17 protein-coding genes are annotated in these 18,020 nt (G+C 68.4%); 6 read left to right on the forward strand and 11 right to left on the reverse strand.

Annotated elements, in window-relative coordinates; translation table 11 throughout:
* The first annotated feature begins 336 nt into the window (after window positions 1-336).
* Window positions 337-1,257: a DUF5926 family protein gene (locus OHA40_RS16130; protein ID WP_330233849.1), complete on the forward strand. Its 921-nt coding sequence runs from the start codon at window positions 337-339 to the stop codon at window positions 1,255-1,257.
* Between the two features lie 348 nt (window positions 1,258-1,605).
* Here OHA40_RS16130 and OHA40_RS16135 read toward each other — a convergent pair whose 3' ends face one another.
* From OHA40_RS16135 to OHA40_RS16155, 5 genes are all read right to left on the reverse strand, one after another.
* The gene (locus OHA40_RS16135; RefSeq protein WP_330233850.1) at window positions 1,606-2,154 is read right to left on the reverse strand and encodes a ferritin; all 549 of its coding nucleotides are present in this window, start codon (window positions 2,152-2,154) and stop codon (window positions 1,606-1,608) included.
* Window positions 2,155-2,225: 71 nt separating this feature from the next.
* Entirely contained in the window at window positions 2,226-2,774 is a 549-nt protein-coding gene (locus OHA40_RS16140) for a ferritin (protein WP_330233851.1), read from the reverse strand.
* A 10-nt stretch (window positions 2,775-2,784) separates the two neighbouring features.
* The gene (locus tag OHA40_RS16145; protein WP_330233852.1) at window positions 2,785-4,137 is read right to left on the reverse strand and encodes an LCP family protein; all 1,353 of its coding nucleotides are present in this window, start codon (window positions 4,135-4,137) and stop codon (window positions 2,785-2,787) included.
* 123 nt (window positions 4,138-4,260) lie between these two features.
* On the reverse strand, window positions 4,261-5,055 hold the full coding sequence (locus OHA40_RS16150; protein WP_330233853.1) for a CPBP family intramembrane glutamic endopeptidase: 795 nt from the start codon (window positions 5,053-5,055) through the stop codon (window positions 4,261-4,263).
* A gap of 544 nt (window positions 5,056-5,599) precedes the next feature.
* Window positions 5,600-6,367 carry a DUF2470 domain-containing protein gene (locus OHA40_RS16155; protein WP_330233854.1) on the reverse strand — a complete coding sequence of 256 codons (768 nt, stop codon included), beginning with the start codon at window positions 6,365-6,367 and terminating at the stop codon, window positions 5,600-5,602.
* Between the two features lie 242 nt (window positions 6,368-6,609).
* Between OHA40_RS16155 and OHA40_RS16160 the strand changes: the two genes are divergently transcribed.
* The 3 genes from OHA40_RS16160 (at window position 6,610) to OHA40_RS16170 (ending at window position 8,694) form a co-directional block, all read left to right on the forward strand.
* Window positions 6,610-7,023 carry a hypothetical protein gene (locus tag OHA40_RS16160; RefSeq protein WP_330233855.1) on the forward strand — a complete coding sequence of 138 codons (414 nt, stop codon included), beginning with the start codon at window positions 6,610-6,612 and terminating at the stop codon, window positions 7,021-7,023.
* A gap of 94 nt (window positions 7,024-7,117) precedes the next feature.
* Window positions 7,118-8,032: a prephenate dehydratase gene (gene pheA / locus OHA40_RS16165; protein ID WP_330233856.1), complete on the forward strand. Its 915-nt coding sequence runs from the start codon at window positions 7,118-7,120 to the stop codon at window positions 8,030-8,032.
* Window positions 8,029-8,694: a histidine phosphatase family protein gene (locus OHA40_RS16170; protein WP_330233857.1), complete on the forward strand. Its 666-nt coding sequence runs from the start codon at window positions 8,029-8,031 to the stop codon at window positions 8,692-8,694. Before pheA ends, OHA40_RS16170 begins: the two co-directional genes overlap by 4 nt.
* A 19-nt stretch (window positions 8,695-8,713) precedes the next feature.
* Here the strand turns inward: OHA40_RS16170 and OHA40_RS16175 are convergent, their stop codons facing one another.
* The 6 genes from OHA40_RS16175 to OHA40_RS16200 form a co-directional block, all read right to left on the reverse strand.
* Window positions 8,714-9,541 (reverse strand): ESX secretion-associated protein EspG, encoded by an 828-nt coding sequence (locus OHA40_RS16175; protein WP_330233858.1) that lies wholly within the window; start codon window positions 9,539-9,541, stop codon window positions 8,714-8,716.
* Window positions 9,538-10,704: a PPE family protein gene (locus tag OHA40_RS16180; protein WP_330233859.1), complete on the reverse strand. Its 1,167-nt coding sequence runs from the start codon at window positions 10,702-10,704 to the stop codon at window positions 9,538-9,540. Before OHA40_RS16180 ends, OHA40_RS16175 begins: the two co-directional genes overlap by 4 nt.
* 49 nt (window positions 10,705-10,753) lie before the next feature.
* Window positions 10,754-11,065, reverse strand: coding sequence for a PE domain-containing protein (locus tag OHA40_RS16185; protein WP_330233860.1), 312 nt, complete (start codon window positions 11,063-11,065; stop codon window positions 10,754-10,756).
* Between the two features lie 164 nt (window positions 11,066-11,229).
* Window positions 11,230-11,580, reverse strand: a complete 351-nt coding sequence (locus OHA40_RS16190) for a metallopeptidase family protein (protein ID WP_330233861.1) — start codon at window positions 11,578-11,580, stop codon at window positions 11,230-11,232.
* Window positions 11,581-11,590: 10 nt separating this feature from the next.
* A complete protein-coding gene (locus OHA40_RS16195; RefSeq protein ID WP_330233862.1) occupies window positions 11,591-12,727 on the reverse strand; it encodes a septum formation family protein in 1,137 nt (378 codons plus the stop codon).
* A 75-nt stretch (window positions 12,728-12,802) separates the two neighbouring features.
* Complete coding sequence (locus tag OHA40_RS16200) at window positions 12,803-14,503, reverse strand: aldehyde dehydrogenase family protein (RefSeq protein WP_330233863.1); 1,701 nt, start codon at window positions 14,501-14,503, stop codon at window positions 12,803-12,805.
* A gap of 92 nt (window positions 14,504-14,595) precedes the next feature.
* On the opposite strand from OHA40_RS16200, the gene serS reads away from it, so the two are divergent.
* Together serS and OHA40_RS16210 are read left to right on the forward strand one after the other, a co-directional pair.
* Window positions 14,596-15,858, forward strand: a complete 1,263-nt coding sequence (serS, locus tag OHA40_RS16205; protein WP_330233864.1) for a serine--tRNA ligase — start codon at window positions 14,596-14,598, stop codon at window positions 15,856-15,858.
* A gap of 175 nt (window positions 15,859-16,033) precedes the next feature.
* A complete protein-coding gene (locus tag OHA40_RS16210; protein WP_330233865.1) occupies window positions 16,034-17,821 on the forward strand; it encodes a putative bifunctional diguanylate cyclase/phosphodiesterase in 1,788 nt (595 codons plus the stop codon).
* Window positions 17,822-18,020: the final 199 nt, after the last annotated feature.

Here is an 18,020-nt window from a genome sequence, read left to right on the forward strand (position 1 = left end):
GGGCCCGAGCATTGCCTGTTCGTGGCCCGGCTCGCGTCCGAGTGGCTGTGGGTTGGCGATGCAGTCGTCGGTCCTCCAGCGGCGTGCCTGTTTCACCCGTGGACATCTGGTGCATCGGATTTCGCGCGACGTGTCCAAATGGGCCCCGCTTCGCTTTTCGAGCGCAGCGAGATCGAGCATTGCCTGTTCGTGGCCCGGCTCGCGTCCGAGTGGCCGCCGCGTCCGCGACGAAGTCGCCAGTGGCGGTCGCTCGGACGCGAGCCATAAGGGGGCCGCGAACACGCAGCGCCGCAGGCGCTGCCAAAACCAACACAGCACCCTGTAGGTTGAGCCCTCGTGGGTAAGAGCAAGCGCAACAGTCCAAAGCCCGGCGGGAACCGGGCGCAGCGTCTCGCCGAGCGACGGGCAGCGCAAGAGCAGGCGGCACAGGCCGTCACGCGTCCGTTCGAGGGCTTGGCCGCGGAGTGCGATCTGGTCGCACTACGCGAGTTCGTTCCGTCGGCCACCGCGCGGTTGACGCTGTCGCCCTCGGTCGCCGCCGAGCGCCCGGTCGTGCTCGCCACGGTGCTGCCCGGCGCGGTGGCCGCGCTGGTGCGTGCCGGTGACGAGCCCAGCGGCTACGTCGGTGCGCAGGTGCAGTTCCAGGGCGCCGACCCGGCTGCGGATCTGGCCGCGGCGATTCTGTGGACGCAGTCCGCCGAGCCCGGTGATTCGCTCACGTCGGTGGAGAGCGTTTCGGGCGGACCGCGGCTGGCCGACGTCATCGAGCCCGCCGCAGCCCTGGACGTGACCGTGCACCAGGACTTCGACTGGTGGGTGCCGGAGGGCGTGGAGCCGGATCAGCAGGTTGCCGCGACCATCGAGCAGGCCGAGCAGGCGATCATGCCGTCCGCGCGGCTCGCGCTGGACCCGGACGCGATCGGTGCGGCGTGGTGGGTGCACGCGGGCGAGAAGGCGCACATTCGCTGGGTGCGGCCCGAGGACGAGGACGATCTGATGCTGGCTTTGGCCCGCGTGCACGCCGGGGGTGGCCTGCATCTGGGCGAGGGCTCGCGGTTCGCCGGTTCCTTCCGCACGCACGGTGTGCTCGTCCCGGTATTCGACCTGGACCCCGAGCGGCACTCCGACGAGTGGGTGAAGCCCGCGGTCGAGTTCGGCGCTCGATTGTCCGAGGCACTGGCCACCGATGCGCCGTTGACGGCCGACGAGCGGCGTTCCCGCGATGGCCTGCGGTCGCGTCAGGTCACACTGCGCTGAGCTGTGTTGTTTCCGCAGCGCTTACGGCGCTGCGGGTTCGCAGCCCCTTTATGGCTGAGCGACCGTCGCCGGCGACTTCATCGCGGACGTGGCGGTTGCTCGGAAGTGGGGGACGCGCTCGTCGCCGATTTCCAATCATTGTCCGGGGTTGGGTTCTCGGCTGATCACAAATGCCAGCGGGTGAGGACAGACTTACCGAAGTTATCTGATATTGGGTAACTCATAGACGCATGCGCACATTGGCCAGGACAATGCCCGGCGCCATTGCCTGCCGGGGTATCCCGCTGAAACGGAAACGGGCCCAGCTCCTGGGGAGCTGGGCCCGTTTGCCTTTTCCGGAGAACGCGGTCAGATGGAGCCGCCCGCCGCCGAAGGCGCGCCGGAGGCGTCGCTCGGGCCGCTGATTTCCCGGGCGACGAATTCCTCCAGGTCGAACAGATTCGACCCGGCGCGGTCGGCGATGTTGAGCAGGGTCGTCATCTTGGCGACTTCCTCGACCTGTTCCTTCAGGAACCACTGCATGAACTGTTCGCCGAGGTAGTCGCCCTCTTCGCGGGCGGTGCTCGCCAACTGGACGATCTGCTCGGTGACGGTCTTCTCCTGGGCGAGCGCCAGCGCGATCGGTTCACGGGCATGGTCGAACCGGGATTTCGCGGCGTCGATGCCGGAAAGTTCGATACTGATATCCCGGTCCAGGAAGTACTGCACGATCATCATCGCGTGGTTGCGTTCTTCGACAGCCTGCGCATAGAACCGCTTGGCCAGCTGCGGCAGATCGGCATTGTCGAACCACACCGCAATCGCGATGTACTGATGCTCGGCATTGAATTCGTGCCGGATCTGATCTTGCAACAGGCTGTGGAATTTGCTGCGGGGGGATTCCGGATGGCTTGACATAGCAGTGACATTAGCGCTGGTCACAGCGCCTGTCATCCAAGTGCAGCCTTATTGAGGCTAGTATTGCCTAATTAATTCTTCAGTGTGCCCGCCATTTTTGGCGCCGTGATATCGGCGCGTGGCCCAGCTCGTAGCTCGCGCGCGACAAACTCTTCGACGTCGAACAGCTGGCCGTCGGCGCGGTCGATCACGGTCAGCAGCGTGGTCATCCCGGCCACGTTCTTCACCTGTTCCTCGAGGAACCATTGGACGAAACGTTCACCCAGATAGTCTCCGGACGTGCGCGCTGCCCGGGCCAGGTCGCTGATCTGCGTGCTCCGGCTCTGCTCGATCTCCAGCAGCAAAGCCAGTGCGGCGCGTGGGTTTTCGAAGGCGGAATGGATCTCCGCCAGCCCGCCGATTCGCACCTCGAGATCGCGGTCGAGCAGATACTGCACCATGCGCAGCGCGTTCGCGTACTGCTCGCGCGAGCGGGTGTAGGCGTGTCCGGCCAGCTGCGGTAACCGTTTCGAGTCGAAGTACACAGCGGCGGCGAGATACTGCTGTGCGGCGGTGAACCCGTGACGGATCTGCGCGCGCAGCAAGTCGGGAAAGGACTGGGCCACATCGGTGTCCGGCATGGCACCGACGCTACCGCGTCAGCAGGTCCTCCGGGACGGGTTGGTCGCCGGCCAGCGCGTCGAAGAACCGGCTCGCCTTGTCCTTGTCCCACAGCAGGACGTTGCCGCTGTCGGTGTCGTCGAATCCTCCGATGGGGACCGCAGTGGTGACCGCGTCGCCTTTCAGCGCCCAGGCCAGTCTGCCCAGGTCCCAGATGTGGTCGCCATTGTCGACCTTCAGTGACTTCGCGGTGTCCGAGGCCAGCGGCCAGAGCTTGAACGGGTTGGCCAGGGTGGCGCCGCTGGTCGCCTTCTCCAGCAGGGCGGCCATGAAGATCCGCTGGTTGTTCATCCGGTCCAGATCGGCGAGCGCGGTGGCGCGGCTGCGCACGAAGCCCAGCGCCTGCGGCCCGTTCAAGCGCTGGCAGCCCGCGGGCAGGTCGATGCCTGCGAGCGGATCGTCGATCGGTTTCGGTACGCAGACGTCGATGCCGCCGAGCGTGTCGACCACGCTGGCGAAGCCGCCGAAGCCGATCTGCGCGTAGTGGTCGAGGCGCAGGCCGGTGGCGATCTCCACGGTCTGTGCCAGCAGGGCCGGGCCCCCGAGGGCGAACGCGGCGTTGAGTTTGTCCTTGCCGTGGCCGGGGATGCTGACGTAGGAATCGCGCGGCAGGCTCACCAAGGTGGTCTTACCCGACTCCGGGACGTGCACCAGGATGATCGTGTCGGTGCGCTCGGGACCCACTTCACCGCCGGTGGCGAGTTCCTGCTCCTGGTCGGGCGTCAGTCCGGCGCGTCCGTCGGAGCCGACCAGCAGCCAGTTCGTACCCGGGGTGTCACCGACCCGCTGGGCGTAGTTCGTCAGCGCGGGGATGCGGTTGAGCGAGCTGTCCAGCTGGATCACGGCGCCGACGGCAGCGAGGACCAGGACCAGCAGGATCACCAGGAACCAGCGGAACGGGTGGCGCTTGCGGCGCGGTCGCGGCGCCCGGGCGGGGCGCGCGCCACGCGGGGGTACCGGCGGCGGACCTTCGCGGTACGGTCGCGGTTGCCGCCTGGGCGCGTGTGGCGGCCCATCGTCGAAGGGGACCGGGCGCTGCGTGGGCGCATGCCGGGGACCCTCGTGATGCGGGACCGGGCGCTGCGTGGGAGCGTGCGTGCGTGGTGGCGGCATGCGCCGTGCCGGTTCGGGCGGGATCTGCGAATATGCCAGCGGCGGCGGATGGGGTGGCCCGTCGCGGCGCACCACCTGGGTGGGCTCGATCGGCGGCGGCGCACCGGGCCCAGGCGCGGGCATGCGGCGCCGCATCGGGGGTTCACCGGGCCTGCCTGGCGGCGGCATCCGGCGCGCTTGCGCGTTGCGCTGGGGGTCGTCGCCGTTCATCACTGAGACTCTACTTATCGGGCGGTCATCGGGTGCCGCGTGTGTACACCGGGGTGGAGACGGTGCTGCTTGGTAATTCGGCAACGGGACCGGGCCGTTAGCGAGCCGGAGGGCACAGTTGCGTTACGGCAGCCACGAAACATGGCCGCGCAGAATGGTATAGCCGATGTAGGCGACCGCATCGATGGTCGCGTGCGCGAGGATGAGCGGCCACAGCCGGTTCGTGCGCTGCCAATAGTGACCGAATATGACGCCCATCACGAAGTTTCCGAGCCCGCCGCCCAGCCCCTGGTACAGGTGGTAGCTCCCGCGCAGCAGCGCCGAGGCCAGCAGCGCCGAGTGCGCCGACCAGCCGAGCTGGCGCAACCGAGTGAGCAGGAACGCCACCACGACCACCTCTTCGGCCACGGCGTTCGCGCAGGCCGACAGGATCAGCGCGGGCAACCTCCACCAGTAGTCGCCGAGCGAGGCGGGCACGATCGTCACGCTGACGCCCAAGGCGTGCGCGACGAGATACAGCCCTAGTCCTGGCAATCCGATGATCGCGGCGAGCGCGATGCCGGGTAGCACGTCCGTACGCCACCGGACCCGGCTCGCCAGCCCGATCAGCCGCGGCCCGATGCCGCCGCGCCACAACAGATACAGCCCCAGCGCTGCCCACGCGACCAGCCGCAGCACCCTGAGCAGCTGAAACAGTAGGTCGATAGTGGACTGGGTGGCCCGCGACGGGTTCAGTGCGATGGTCTGCCCCTCGACCCCGCCGGGTGCCATGGCGCTCTCCACCAGCGACAGCGCCGCGTTCAGCCCGCTGAGGCCGAATGTGACGAGCAGCACGACGGCGATCTCGAGCTTTAGCGCGAACCGTTCCCGATCGGTCGGCTCGACCTCGTCCCACTCGGCACCGGACTTCGCACGCATGCCTCGAATCTATTGCGCCGGCCCTGCGTGGCGCGCGGCACGTCCGCGTCGGAAGGCCGTGACCAGCGGAATCCGGGGTCGGCGTGGCCAACTTCGTTGCGGTGCCGCGTCTGGGGTGATCGACGTGAACGCGCTGGTCGAGCGCCCAGCGCCGGTGCGTGCACTCGGCCGCGGCATCGCTTGACAGTCTCGCCTTTGGTGCGCTGGAGCGGTGGCTACTCGCGCTGATCCGGTGCACCTGCTCGGGGCCGCTGCCGGACGACACGCTCGACCTGTGGTCGTCCGCGAATCTCGCGGCACGATTCGAGTCGGCGGCCGACGATTCGATCGCGGCGGCCACCCAGCTGGCCGCGACGGTGGACCGGATGGACCCCGAGGCCGGCCACATGATCGCGGCAACGCTGTTGCACGGGCCGGAAGGCAGCCGGTTTATGGCACGGTCTGCTCAGCCATGTCAGCGGCCTGCGAATAGGGATCGACGGGGGCGTGCCTGGTCGACGAGACCGGTAGGAGCTGCTGCGGCCGACTTCGTGAACCGGGCGAATCAGATCCGGCGTAGGCCGTTGAGGAACGGGCAGCCCGCCAGGGTGCGCACGGCTCGGCTGAGCGCCTCGATGTCGTCGGCCGGGGCGCTGAACGGCAGGCGGAAGTCGTGGTCGCCGTCGTGTCCTTCGACGCGCAGGGTGAGCCCGTAACGGTCGATGGCCAGCGGGTGCACGATGCCGTGTTGCAGGCGCGGCGGCAGGTGCCTGGCCAGCTGGGCGACCACGTCGGCGTGATCGGCCTGCATGTGCTGCAGCCACGCGGATTCCATGGCGCAGAACGGATCCGGCTGCGCCAGCCGCAACTCGTCGCTGCTCACCGATTCCGCGCCGGTCGAGTCGGCCACCACCGCGGAGCTGATCACCAGTCGCAGCAGGGTTGCGCCGAAGCCGACGTCGAGCAGTCCGGGATGCGGGTTCTCCTTCGCCACTTCGGTGGCCAGAGCGCGCTGCGCTCGGGTGGGCACCGCACGCACCCAGCCGCGCAGCCAGACCAATGCGCGCACCGGCTCCCGCAACGGCAGGGGCGCGTGGTCGGTGAGTTCCAGCACTGCGGTCGCCCCGTTCTCGCCGGAGTTGCCGGCCAGGATCGCCGCGACCGACGCGGTCGGCACCGCGATCACCGCGTCGCCACAAGGCCGCACATGGTGCACCGACGCGGCCGTCGGATCGATGCCCGGCATGGCGAGTACCGCCTGCTCCGCGTGCACGCACGCGCTGCGCACCCGCTCGGCGGTGGACGGTGCGACGGTCAGGGTCGGACGCGGCATGCAAAACCTCCGGTGCTCGGTCGCGTTACATTAGGTTACCCTAAGCTAAGTGACATAGCCTGGTTCCGCAAGTGTTTCGCTCGGCCTGAGCACACCGCAGTCCGCGGCCCGGAAGTCGGCGTGGCGAAGCGGAAGGAGGTCCGTGACCCGCCCGGGCAGCGCCTTCGTGGCGGGCGCATCGTCCGATGCGGGTGCGCTGGCCATCGCGGGTGAGGGCGATCAGGGATTGTTACGGTGAGGGCGTGTCGGAAAGGACGGAAGCCGGGGAACCGGTGCTGATGACATTGTCGACGCCCCCGCGGCGCAGCCTGGTCGACGGGTTGGTCCGCAACATCGGCGCAAGCGCCGCGGCGCCGATCCTCGAACTGGAGGCCCCGGACGCCCACATCGCCGACTTCCTCGCGGCGGCGGCGCACTCCGGTACCGGCTTCGTCGCACGAACCTCCTCCGGTCAGCGCGCGGTGGCCATCGTCGCCGCCACGGCCGCCGCCCTGTGCGGCGACGACATCCGCACCGCCCTGAGCACGCCCGACATCGCGTTCCTGAGTTCGCTGAAACCACCGGCGGTCGAGGCCGTCAGATCGGTCCTGCTCGCCATCGAAAGCGAGGAAGCCGACCAGGTGATCGACGCATTGCGTGTGCTCAACGGATGCTGAGCCCGCGCCCGGGGAGCGCGAAATACCCGCCGTGCGCCGGCCCGGCAGTCGCAATCCGTGGGGAGCGGCGGGGCTCGCAAGTAATCTCGTAACCGTGCCGCGAATCGCGTACTTCGGGCCGTCCGGAACCTTCACCGAGATGGCCCTCGCTCAACTCGAATCCTCGGGAGCCTTCGACCGGCCCGTGGAGCGGGTCGCCGCGCCCAGCCAGGGTGCCGCGCTGGACCTGATCCGCTCCGGCGACGTGGACGGCGCGGTGGTGCCGATCGAGAGTTCCATCGAAGGGTCGATCTCGGCGACGCTCGACTCCCTGGCAATCGGCCCGCGTCTGCAGATCGTCGCCGAGACCGAGCTCGAGGTGAGCTTCACGATCCTCGGCAAGCCGGGGACGACCCTGGCGGACGCGCAGACCCTGGCCGCATACCCGGTGGCTGCCGCCCAAGTGCGGCTGTGGGTTGCACGGCACCTGCCGCACGCGCGGTCCTATACGTCGGCGTCCAATGCCGCGGCGGCCGAAGACGTGGTCGCGGGCCACGCGGATGCCGCCGTCTCCACCGCGCTGGCGGGGGAACGGCTCGGGCTGATCGCACTGGCCTCCGGCGTCGCCGATCACGAGCAAGCGATCACGCGGTTCGTGCTGTGCACCCACCCCACCGTGGCGCCGCCCGCCACCGGCGCGGACCGCACGTCCATCGTGCTGGAGCTGCCCAACGAGCCGGGTTCGCTGATGCGCGCGTTCGCCGAGTTCGCCACGCGCGGAATAGATCTGACCAGGATCGAGTCCCGGCCCACCCGGACCGGTATGGGCACGTACCGTTTCTATCTCGACTGCGTGGGGCATATCGACGACACGGCGGTGGCCGAGGCGCTCAAGGCGCTGCACCGCACGGCGCGGATCCGCTTCCTCGGGTCGTGGCCGGCGACTTCGGCAACCGGCGCGCCGCCACCATCGGACGAAGCTGCGGCGGAGTGGTTGATTCAGTTGAGAAAGGGGATGGCGGACCTATGACCGGCAGGTTGATTCTGGTCCGGCACGGTGAGACCGAAGGAAACGTCGCCAAGCTGCTGGACACCAGGGTGCCGGGACTGCCGTTGACGGAACGCGGTGCGGCACAGGCGAAGACGTTCGGCGAGAGTCTGCTTCGGCCGCCGAAGGTGCTGTTCTCCTCGGTGGCGCTGCGAGCACGGCAGACCGCGAGCTACATCGAGGCCGCCACCGGCGTGGCTGCCATGGTGCTCGACGGCCTGCACGAGGTACAGGCCGGTGATCTGGAAGGACAGCACAGCGAAGAAGCCCATCAGACCTTCCAGCGGATCTATCGCGCCTGGCACGAGGGCGATCTCGCGCTGCGCGTGCCCGGTGGAGAATCCGCCCAGGATGTCCTGGACCGCTTTCTGCCGGCGATCGCGGAGGTGCGGGCTACCTACCTGGCGCCCGACGACGGTGCGGGCGATGTAATGGTGGTCAGTCACGGCGCCGCCATGCGGCTCGTCGGTCGCACGCTCGCCGGTGTGCAACCCCCGTTCACGACGAACAACCACCTGGACAACACCGAAACCATCGAGTTGGTCCCGATGCCCGACGGCGGCTGGGAGTGCATTCGCTGGGGCCGGTTCACACCGCCGTTCGGATACGACGTCGCGCCGACCTCCGACGACCCGATGGGTTAGCGAGGGCGGACGGCCCCGCTCAGGACAGCTTCGGATTCCGCGGGAAATCTTCGCGTTCCGGCAGCGAGTTGATCAGATCCTGCACCGCCGTGCGCAATCGTGCGGTGGTTCCGCTGCTGAGCGAACTCCACTTCACGCCGTCGTCGGACTTGCTCGCGGTCATGATGAATCGCCCTGCGCGCGTATTGAATACGGCGATGTGGTTGTCGGCCACGTCTCTGGTGCCGTCGCCGTACACCACGCCGACGATCTCGGCATACGAGTGGATCTCGACCAGGGCCGCGGCCAGAGTCTTTGCGTCGTTCGCGGGGTTGCCGACCTTCGTCAGGCGTTGCGCGGTGGCGGCGGCGTCACCGGTGTCTCCGAAGATCGTGGCGAGTTCTTCGGTCGGCGCGTTCATGCCATAGAGCTCGAGCGGTTCCGCGTAGCCGAGTGCCGCGAGCACCGTTCCGGGCAGATCGATTCCGGCCTCATCGATGACGTAGGACTCCTGCCCGCGAAGGGCGACGACCGGAAGGTCGACACCCTTCGCCAGACAGAAGCGGCTTACCCACCCATCGACGACCAACCGCAGCGCGATGATCCAGTGCGGCCGGTTCAGGGCGCGCAGCCGATTCTCCAGATCGCTGTGCACTACTCCATCGATGAGGAGCTCGCGCTGGATGAGGGACTCGGCAGCCGCGTCCATCGCCGTCTTGTGGTCGGTCAGGTTGTCGTAGCGTCCCCGCGCGTTCAATACGACTGGGAGCTCGATCTCCAGCTTCTCCATGAGAAACTGCATCTCGTCGAGCGACAGGACGACCGCCTCGAGCGTCGATGGGCCGCGGCCCGCACCGAGTACGGTCACCTAGCCGTCCCGCTGATGTCACCGCCGCCGATGACTCCGTCGGCGGCGAACCGGCCGTCGTTGAAGTGCTCGGTCGACCGCAGGTAGTCCCGGCCGTTGTGCTCGGACTCGTCGTCCTCGTCGCTGCGGGCCTGGTTCCCCAGGAGCGGGTTCCCGTTGCCCGTATTCGTCTGCCGGACCGGCGCCGCGTCGATCCGGTTGGCGGCGGCCTCCTGCGCCGGTGCGGAGCCGGCACCGATCGCGCCGCTCCCGCCCCAGCCTTCCGGGAGCTTGAGGGAACCGCTCATTCCCGCCGAGGATCCGATGCCGGAGAACGACACCGCGCGGGTCGCGGCGGCGCTACCGGCGGCGGCCACACCGGCGCTCATAGCCATGGGAGCCATGCCCGATACGGCGGGAGCGCTGGTGGTCGCCGCCGCGATCGCGCTGCCCGCGACATTTCCGACCGTCGAAACGCCGGTGGTGGCGATCGAGCCGACGGCCTGGGCCGCCTGCGTGGCGGCGCTTGCCACACCGGGGTTGCTCAAGAACGCCTGGGTGGCGGCGACGGCGGCCTGGATCGGATCGGCCGGGACCTCCGACGCCGTGTTGGCCGCCTGCTCGGGGGTGGCTGTTCCGGCGCCGTGAGCGATCGGCGGCGGCGTCAGGAACTCGGCGGGGGTCGCGAGCATGGCGCTGGTCGCGGCCTCGTAGGTCTCCATGACCAGTGCGGCACGGATGTCCATCGCGTGCCTGGCGATCTCCGCGACCTCGAAGGCGCCGGTCACCACGCCCGCCGGGTTCGCCGACACGGCCAAGGCGGTGTTGACGGTCGCGATCTCCGGTGGGCTCGGCATCGCCAATGCGGCGACGGTGTAGGCGATGGCGTTCGCCGCGGCCTTCCCGCCCATGGCGGCCGCTTGGACGCCCTGCTGTTCGGACCAGCCGAGGAAGCCGGTGAGCTTGCTCAGCGCGGCGATACCGTTGACGCCCTGCATGCCGATGCCGAGTTCGGCCATCACCCTGGCGACGGTCGTTGTGGCGTCGATCCAGGCGGCGGTGAGCCCGCCCCAGGCGGTGGCGGCGGCCGAGATGGGAATCGCGTGGGCGCCCGCATGTAGGGTGGCCGAATTGATCTCCGACGGCCGGGCCGCCCAGATCACGCCGGTGACTCCTGCAACCATGTTTGACTACTCCCCTGAATAAATGTTGCTGACGGTCTCGGTGGCGGACCTACACCTGGATGGCGCTGATGCCTGCGGCACGCACCACATCACCGGCGACGTGCTGGGCCAACTGCATGCGCAGTGTCGCCGCCGCGTGGTGGCATTCCAGAATCGCCTGCGCGATCGCGCGGTCGTGCGACAGCGCGCCTTGGTTGAAGTGGCTGGCGCTGACGAACGAGACTTCCTCTGCGCCAGAGGGCAATACGTGCGTCGCGGGCGCGGTGATCGCCGCGGCGGCGGCCAGCCGTTCGGCGACCAGGTCGAGCTCGGCCGCGGCGGCGAGAATGGCTTCGGGTGCGATCAGTACATGTCCAACCATGACTCGACTCCTTCTAGTGGCTGTGGGGCGGAACCACGAGAATTCCCCCTTCGAGTGATAGGACGCGACAGCAACGCGATCGGTTCCATCGAATCCCCAACTTTTCGATCTCCCTGCCGATTACACACCCATGGCTGTGGGTACGCAATACAACTCGGTAAAGACTAACCCCATCCCAGCTGATGCAGACGGTCTTCGTCAATCCCGAAATAGTGTGCGATCTCGTGGATCACGGTGACCGCCACCTCTTCCACCACCTCCGCATCGTCGGCGCAGAGTTCGAGAATGGCCTCGCGGTAGATCGTCACGGTGTCGGGAAGCGCTCCGCCGTACTGACTATCGCGTTCGGTGAGCGCGATGCCGTGATACAGCCCGAGCAGGTGCGGATCCTCCGGATTGCGCGGTTCGATCAGCACGACCACATTGTCGATCGCGCGGGCGAGCTCGGGCGGGATGAGATCCAGTGCGTCGCCGACCAATTCCTCGAACCGGTCGGCGGACATCGAGACGGGCATGGGCGATCGGCTACCTCGGCCGCTGCGGCGGCAACGGCGCGGCGCCGGGCAGTGGTATGGGCGTGGACCGTCCGTTGTTCGGCGGCGGTACCGGGGCTTGGCCGTTGATCAGGATGTCGCCCTTGGCCGAACCGGTGATCGGTGCGAAGCCCTCCTGATCGGCTCCCTTGCCGAGCATGCAGTCCAGCTTGCGGCTGCCTGCCATCCAGCTGCGAGCGTCGATGTAGTCGAAGAACAGCGTCAGCGTCTTGTTGCGGATCACGTCCGGCCCGCCGAGGTAGTCCGTCGAGGTGCGGGTGCACTCTTCCTCCACGAACTTGTCCTGTTCCTCCTTCGGCGGCGGGCCGCCGGTGAAGTGGGCGGCGAGATCGATGGTGGCGATGATCTCCACGGCGTGCGGCTGCGCGCAATCCACCGGATCGGTGGGCAGATTCTGGTTGATGCCGAGGCACATGCCGGGCTCGTACACCCTGGACTGGTCGTGCTCGGTGGCGCTGCCTGCCGAAGGCGGCGTGCCGACGCTGGCCGCGACCTGCAACCCGCAGCGCAGCGTGCGGTCTCCGTGCTGCCAGCCGTCCGGGCTGGGATACATCAGTCCGACAATGTATTTGCCGCGCGGATCGAAGCGACCGGACATGTATTTCTGCACGGCGGGGACACAGTGCTCTTCCTTGAGTTCGGTGAGCCGCAGCGAGTCCGGGAACCGCGAGCCGGGGCCGAACTCCTTGCCCGGATACCTGCTCATGTCGATATCGCCGGCTACTTCGAACATGTGCTTGCTCGAGCAGTTCACCTTGACCAGGTCGGATCGGTCGGGCTTGGTCCAGCTCAGGCAGTCGCCCTTGGCCGCAGTGCCGAACTCCTTGTCCAGTACGGGTTGCAGCGGCGAGCCGGGATTGTGCGCCTCGAGCCCCTTCTCGTTGTCGAAGCCGGTCACGAACAGCGTCACCAGGGCCGCGACCACGGCGCCGACGGCCACGGCGAGCAGACCCCAGCGCAAGGTGGGCGCCGACAGATGCAGATTGCGCAGGTCGCTGTCGGCGAGCGCGGCCTTGGCCGAATCGAATGTGCGGCGTACGGCGTCGGCGCGCGAGGGCGCGCCGCGCCTTGGCGCTCGCCGGGACCGGGGCACATGTTCGGAGGACATCGCGGTCCATCATGGCAGTGTCCGTGCCGTGGTGCCACGACCTGGCCCTATCGGCGCGGCAGCCCCGCCCGGCGGTCAGCCGCGCAGTGCCGACAGGAACACGCCGGGCAGCCTGGCCGGGTTGGCACTGGCGTAGAACTCGGTCAGCCTGCGGCCGGTGGTCGCGGCGGTGGGGTTGTCGATGAACCACGGCGGCTTCGGCGAGAGGGCGAGTTCGCCGCCCACCAACGAGCGCGGCGCGGGCCGGAACGGACCGCGCACCACGGTGCGCTCGACATCGTCGAGCAGCAACGCATTGTGCACCACGCCGATTCCGCTCTGCACGTCGTCCAGGGTGTGGCCGGGGAAGGCGCCCCAGGCGGCGCGCGGCGCGAGGAAGGCCAGGCCGGTCCAGGCGTTCACCGCGATCGCACCGTAGCGCAGCCGCTCGATCGCGCGGTCGAAGGCGATGCCGAGCCTGCGGATGGTCGCCGGAGGGGCGATCACGTTCGCGCCGAGTGTCCCGGTCAGCTCGGTGTTCGCGAAGTCCACCGCACGCTGCAGGAACTCGCCCCCCGCGTAAGGCAGTTCGACCACCCCGAGCACCGGAGAGAAGTATTCGGTGCGCAGCAGCGGAGTGTCGGTACGCGGCAGCTGGTCGATCAGCACGCGGCCCGCGCCGAGGCGCTCGGCCTCCGGATACGATGCCAGCGCGTCGGCGACACGCGCATCGCTGCCCGGGTAATACGCCGTCCGTTGCGGCGCCCGCTCCAGGGCTATGCGCAGTTCGTCGAGGAACTCGTTCTTGCGGTCCCATTCCGCGCTGAGCACGACGGTCTGCGCTGCGACACAGTTGTAGCCGCCGTTGTGCAGCCGCTGAGTGGCCACGTGCGCGGCCTGGTAGCGCAAATCGGCGTCGGACCAGGCACCGGGCACCACGATGGTCGGCGAGACGCCGCCCAGCTCGCTGGTGATCGGCTTGTCCAGCAGTGGCCGGTTGTCCGTCTTCCGCCGTACGCCCTCGGGGCCGGGCCCCCAGACGATCGCGTCGTGGGTATGCGCGCTGCCGGTCATATGCACGTGCGCGACCTCGGGATGATGCACGAGGTAGCCGCCCTGCTCCGCGCCGCCGGTGAGAATCCGCAGCACACCGAGCTCGAGCAGGGGTTCGAACACCATCTCGAACACGGTGTACAGCGGGTCGGTGATGGGGTTGAGCTTCAGCGCGACCACTCGGTTGTGCGCGTACAGCTCGTAGAGCGCGTCCAGCGGCGGGATCGAGGTGATATTGCCCGCGCCGAGCACCGCGCCGATGCCGCCGGTCGCCGTCGGATCCAGCTGCCCCAGTCCGGCCCGCCTGCGCGCGGTGTCGGCGTCGACGCCGGGCCGCAGCCATACCTCGCCGCGGAAACCGCTGAGCAGCAGCCGGTCGTAGACGCCGTGCGGAAGGATCGGCACCGCTACCCGCCCACCCGGCGCCTCCTTCAGTGCGAGCCCCGTCAGCGGGCTGTACCCGGTCTCCAGCACGGCCAAGGTCGCCGAGAGGGCGGCCGTCGCCTGCAACAGGGTGAGCGGGCCGGATATCCACTCCTCGCCGACCAGCGGCGAATCCTCGTCGAGGCCCTTGATGACGCACGCGGCCCGCACCCAGTCCTCGGCGAAGCGGCCGGTCCGAGTGTGGAGTTCGTCGAGCAGCTCGCGGCGGCGGCGCAGCGGAGTCGCGGCCCATGCCTTCTCGCCGGCGGTGAGGTCGGCCAGCGCGTTGTCGATGGCGGTCTCGTCGAATGGGGTACCCACAAGCCCACTATGCGCGCGATCCCGCGCCGATGGACCCCATCCTGGGATATCGGCGTGAAACGGCAATGCGCCGACCACTAGGCTGGTGGCCCATGATCGACCTCCGATTCCTGCGGGACGACCCCGACGCGGTCCGTGCTTCGCAGCGCGCCCGCGGCGAAGACCCCGCCCGCGTCGACGCGCTGCTCGAAGCGGACGCGGCGCGGCGTGCCGCGGTGGCCACCGCGGACAATCTGCGCGCCGAGCACAAGGCGATGGGCAAGCTGATCGGAAAGGCGAGCAAGGAGGAGCGCTCCGCGCTGCTCGCGCAGGCGGCAGAGATGTCGGTCAAGGTCAAGGAGGCCGAGGTCGCGCAGCATGCCGCCGACGCCGACCTGGACGCCGCGCACCGCGCTATCTCGAACGTGGTGCAGGAGGGCGCTCCCGCGGGCGGCGAGGACGATTACGTCGTGCTCCGCACCATCGGCACGCCAAGGGAATTCGACTTCGAGCCGAAAGACCATGTGGAACTCGGCGAGTCGCTCGGCCTGATCGACACCGAGCGCGGTGCGAAGGTGTCCGGCGCCCGGTTCTATTTCCTCACCGGTTACGGCGCGCTGCTGCAACTGGGTCTGCTGCAATTGGCCGCGCAGAAGGCGGTGGCCAACGGCTTCACCATGATGATCCCACCGGTGCTGGTGCGTCCGGAGATCATGGCGGGCACCGGGTTCCTCGGCCAGCACGCGGCGGAGGTCTACCACCTCGCCGACGACGATCTCTACCTCGTCGGCACCTCGGAGGTGCCGCTGGCGGGCTACCACTCGGACGAGATCCTCGATCTGAGCGGCGGTCCCAAGCGGTATGTCGGCTGGTCGTCGTGTTTCCGCAGGGAGGCGGGCAGCTACGGCAAGGACACCCGCGGCATCATCCGGGTGCACCAGTTCGACAAAGTGGAGATGTTCGTCTTCACCACGCCGGACCAGGCCGACGCCGAACATCAGCGGCTGCTCGGTTGGGAGCAGGAGATGCTCGCGGCCGTCGAGGTGCCCTACCGTGTGATCGACGTCGCGGCGGGCGATCTGGGCAGCTCGGCCGCGCGCAAGTTCGACTGCGAGGCGTGGGTACCCACCCAGCAGACCTATCGGGAACTCACCTCGACCTCCAACTGCACTACGTACCAGGCTCGCCGCCTCGCCGTGCGCTATCGCGACGAGAATGGAAAGCCACAGATCGCCGCCACTTTGAACGGCACGCTGGCAACCACCCGCTGGATCGTTGCGATACTGGAGAACCATCAGCAAGCCGACGGGTCGGTCCGGGTTCCGTCGGCGCTGGTCCCGTTCGTCGGCACCGAGGTGCTCCGGCCGCCGAACTGACGACGAGCGTGTGACCTACAGGTGAATAGCTACCGGTTCGCCATGCCGGATTCCGGGGATGTGGCAACCGGCGGGATTCCTTATGTCTAGGCTATTCATCGTGCGAGGAATCGGGTCTCGCGGCGATACCCGGACTCGGGTGCGGGCCGCATCTGCGCTGGCGACAGCTATGGTCATGGCTCGGACGACCGGGGCGTTCTACGTCATGGGCGGGGTTCTCGGCCTGCTCATCACCGCGATCGCCCCTGGCGAGGAGGGTAATCGGCCACTGGTCGGCGGGGCGGCGGCGGTAGCGCTGGTGCTCGGTCTGACGCTGCTCGCGTGGGGGCCGCGACTGCCGCATTCGATCCACCACATCTACGTCGCGATCGCGACGGTGCTGGTGACCATCGCGGTGCACTCGTTCCCGAACACGGTCGGCGCGATCAGCCTCGCGTCCTTCTACGTCTTCATCGCGTGCGACGCCGCGTTGTTCTTCGCGTGGTCGCAGGCGGCGGCCCACATCGCGTTCGCGTTGGCGCTGTGCATGTGGGTGCTGCCCGCCCGCCCGGTGACTCCGGGGCTGCCGTGGTGGTCGGGTTTGATCCCGGCCGGTGTGACCTTCGGCGTCGGCGTGGTCGTCGGCATCCTGACCAGAATGGCGTCCGAGGCCGATATCGATGTGCTCACCGGCCTGCTCAACCGCCGCGGCTTCGATCGTGCGCTCAACAACGCGATCGAGCAGGCCACCCGGTCCGGGCAGGGACTCGCTCTGGTGCTGGTCGATCTGGACCGCTTCCGGAAGATCAACGATCATCTCGGTCACCGCGCGGGCGACGCCGTTCTGCAGCGGGTGGCCGACACTTGGTCGAAACTGCTCGCCCCCGACCAGCGCCTGGCCCGTTATGGCGGAGACGCGTTCGCGTTGCTGCTGCCGAATACCACCGAGCAGGCCGCGATCCTGCTCACCGAACAGCTGCGCGCGGCGGTGACCACCGGCTGTTCGGCGGGCGTCACCTCCTGGCAGCCGGGGGAATCAGGATCTCTGCTGGTCAGCCGTGCCGATGTCGGCCTGTACCGGGCCAAGCAGGCGGGACGGAACCGGACGGTGCTGGAGTCCTCCCGGCAGCTGCCGCTGGCGGTGGAGCTGCGCGAGGCGATCGACCGCGGCGCCCTCGATGTGCACTACCAGCCGATCGTCAGCCTGACCGAGGGCGGCGGCAAGGCGGTCGGCGTGGAGGCGCTGCTGCGCTGGTCGTCCAGCGCGCAGCCGGACGTCACCACCGAGGGCCTGATCCGCGTCGCCGAGGAATACGACCTCATCGCCGACTTGGACGAGTTGGTGCTGCGCCGGGCATGCGCGGACGCCGCTCGGTTGCAAGAGACCTTCGCCCAGCTCGACTTGACGCTGAACGTGAACGTCAGCGGGCTCGAGCTGGCCGAGGCCGGCTACGCCGACCGGGTCGCCGACATTCTCGCCAGTACCGGCTGGCCCGCCGATCAGCTCGTGCTCGAGGTGACCGAGAGCGAGCTGGCCGCCGAATCACAGACCGCGATCGCGAATCTGCACACCTTGCGTGAGCGGGGTGTGCGCATCGCCATCGACGATTTCGGCACCGGATACTCTTCGCTCAGCAGGCTGGCCACCCTGCCGAGCGACATTCTCAAGGTCGACCAGTCCTTCGTCGCCGCGATCCGCTCGGGCTCGCCCGCGCCACCGCTGCTCGGTGTGATCGCCGCCCTGTCCAACGCGCTCGACCTCCAGGTGATCGCCGAGGGCGTGGAGACCGAATACCAGGCCGCGGTGCTCACCGAGCTCGGCTTCGCGCTCGCGCAGGGTTATCACTACAGCGACTCGCATCCGGTGTCGGAGCTGATCAGCGACCTCAACGAGAACCAGGGCCGGGTCGCTCTCGGCGGCACGGATCGGGAACTGGGCGACGGGGACTCGGTCCACGCCAACGGCTGGGTACCACTGCACTGATCCTCCCGACAACGCCCCGCCAAGTCCGACATCCCGGCTGAGTCCGTGGCGCTACTCGGATGATCCAGTTGCAGCTGCCTGGCAGCTTGCCCGGCACCGCGCTGACTCCCATGCCGTCGCCGGGTAATCCCTTGACGCCGCCGGGTGACCGTGTACATGCTGACGGCATGCGTTTGCTCATCTACGCCTATTGATTCGC

The organism is Nocardia sp. NBC_00508, assembly GCF_036346875.1.
Classification (GTDB): Bacteria; Actinomycetota; Actinomycetes; order Mycobacteriales; family Mycobacteriaceae; genus Nocardia.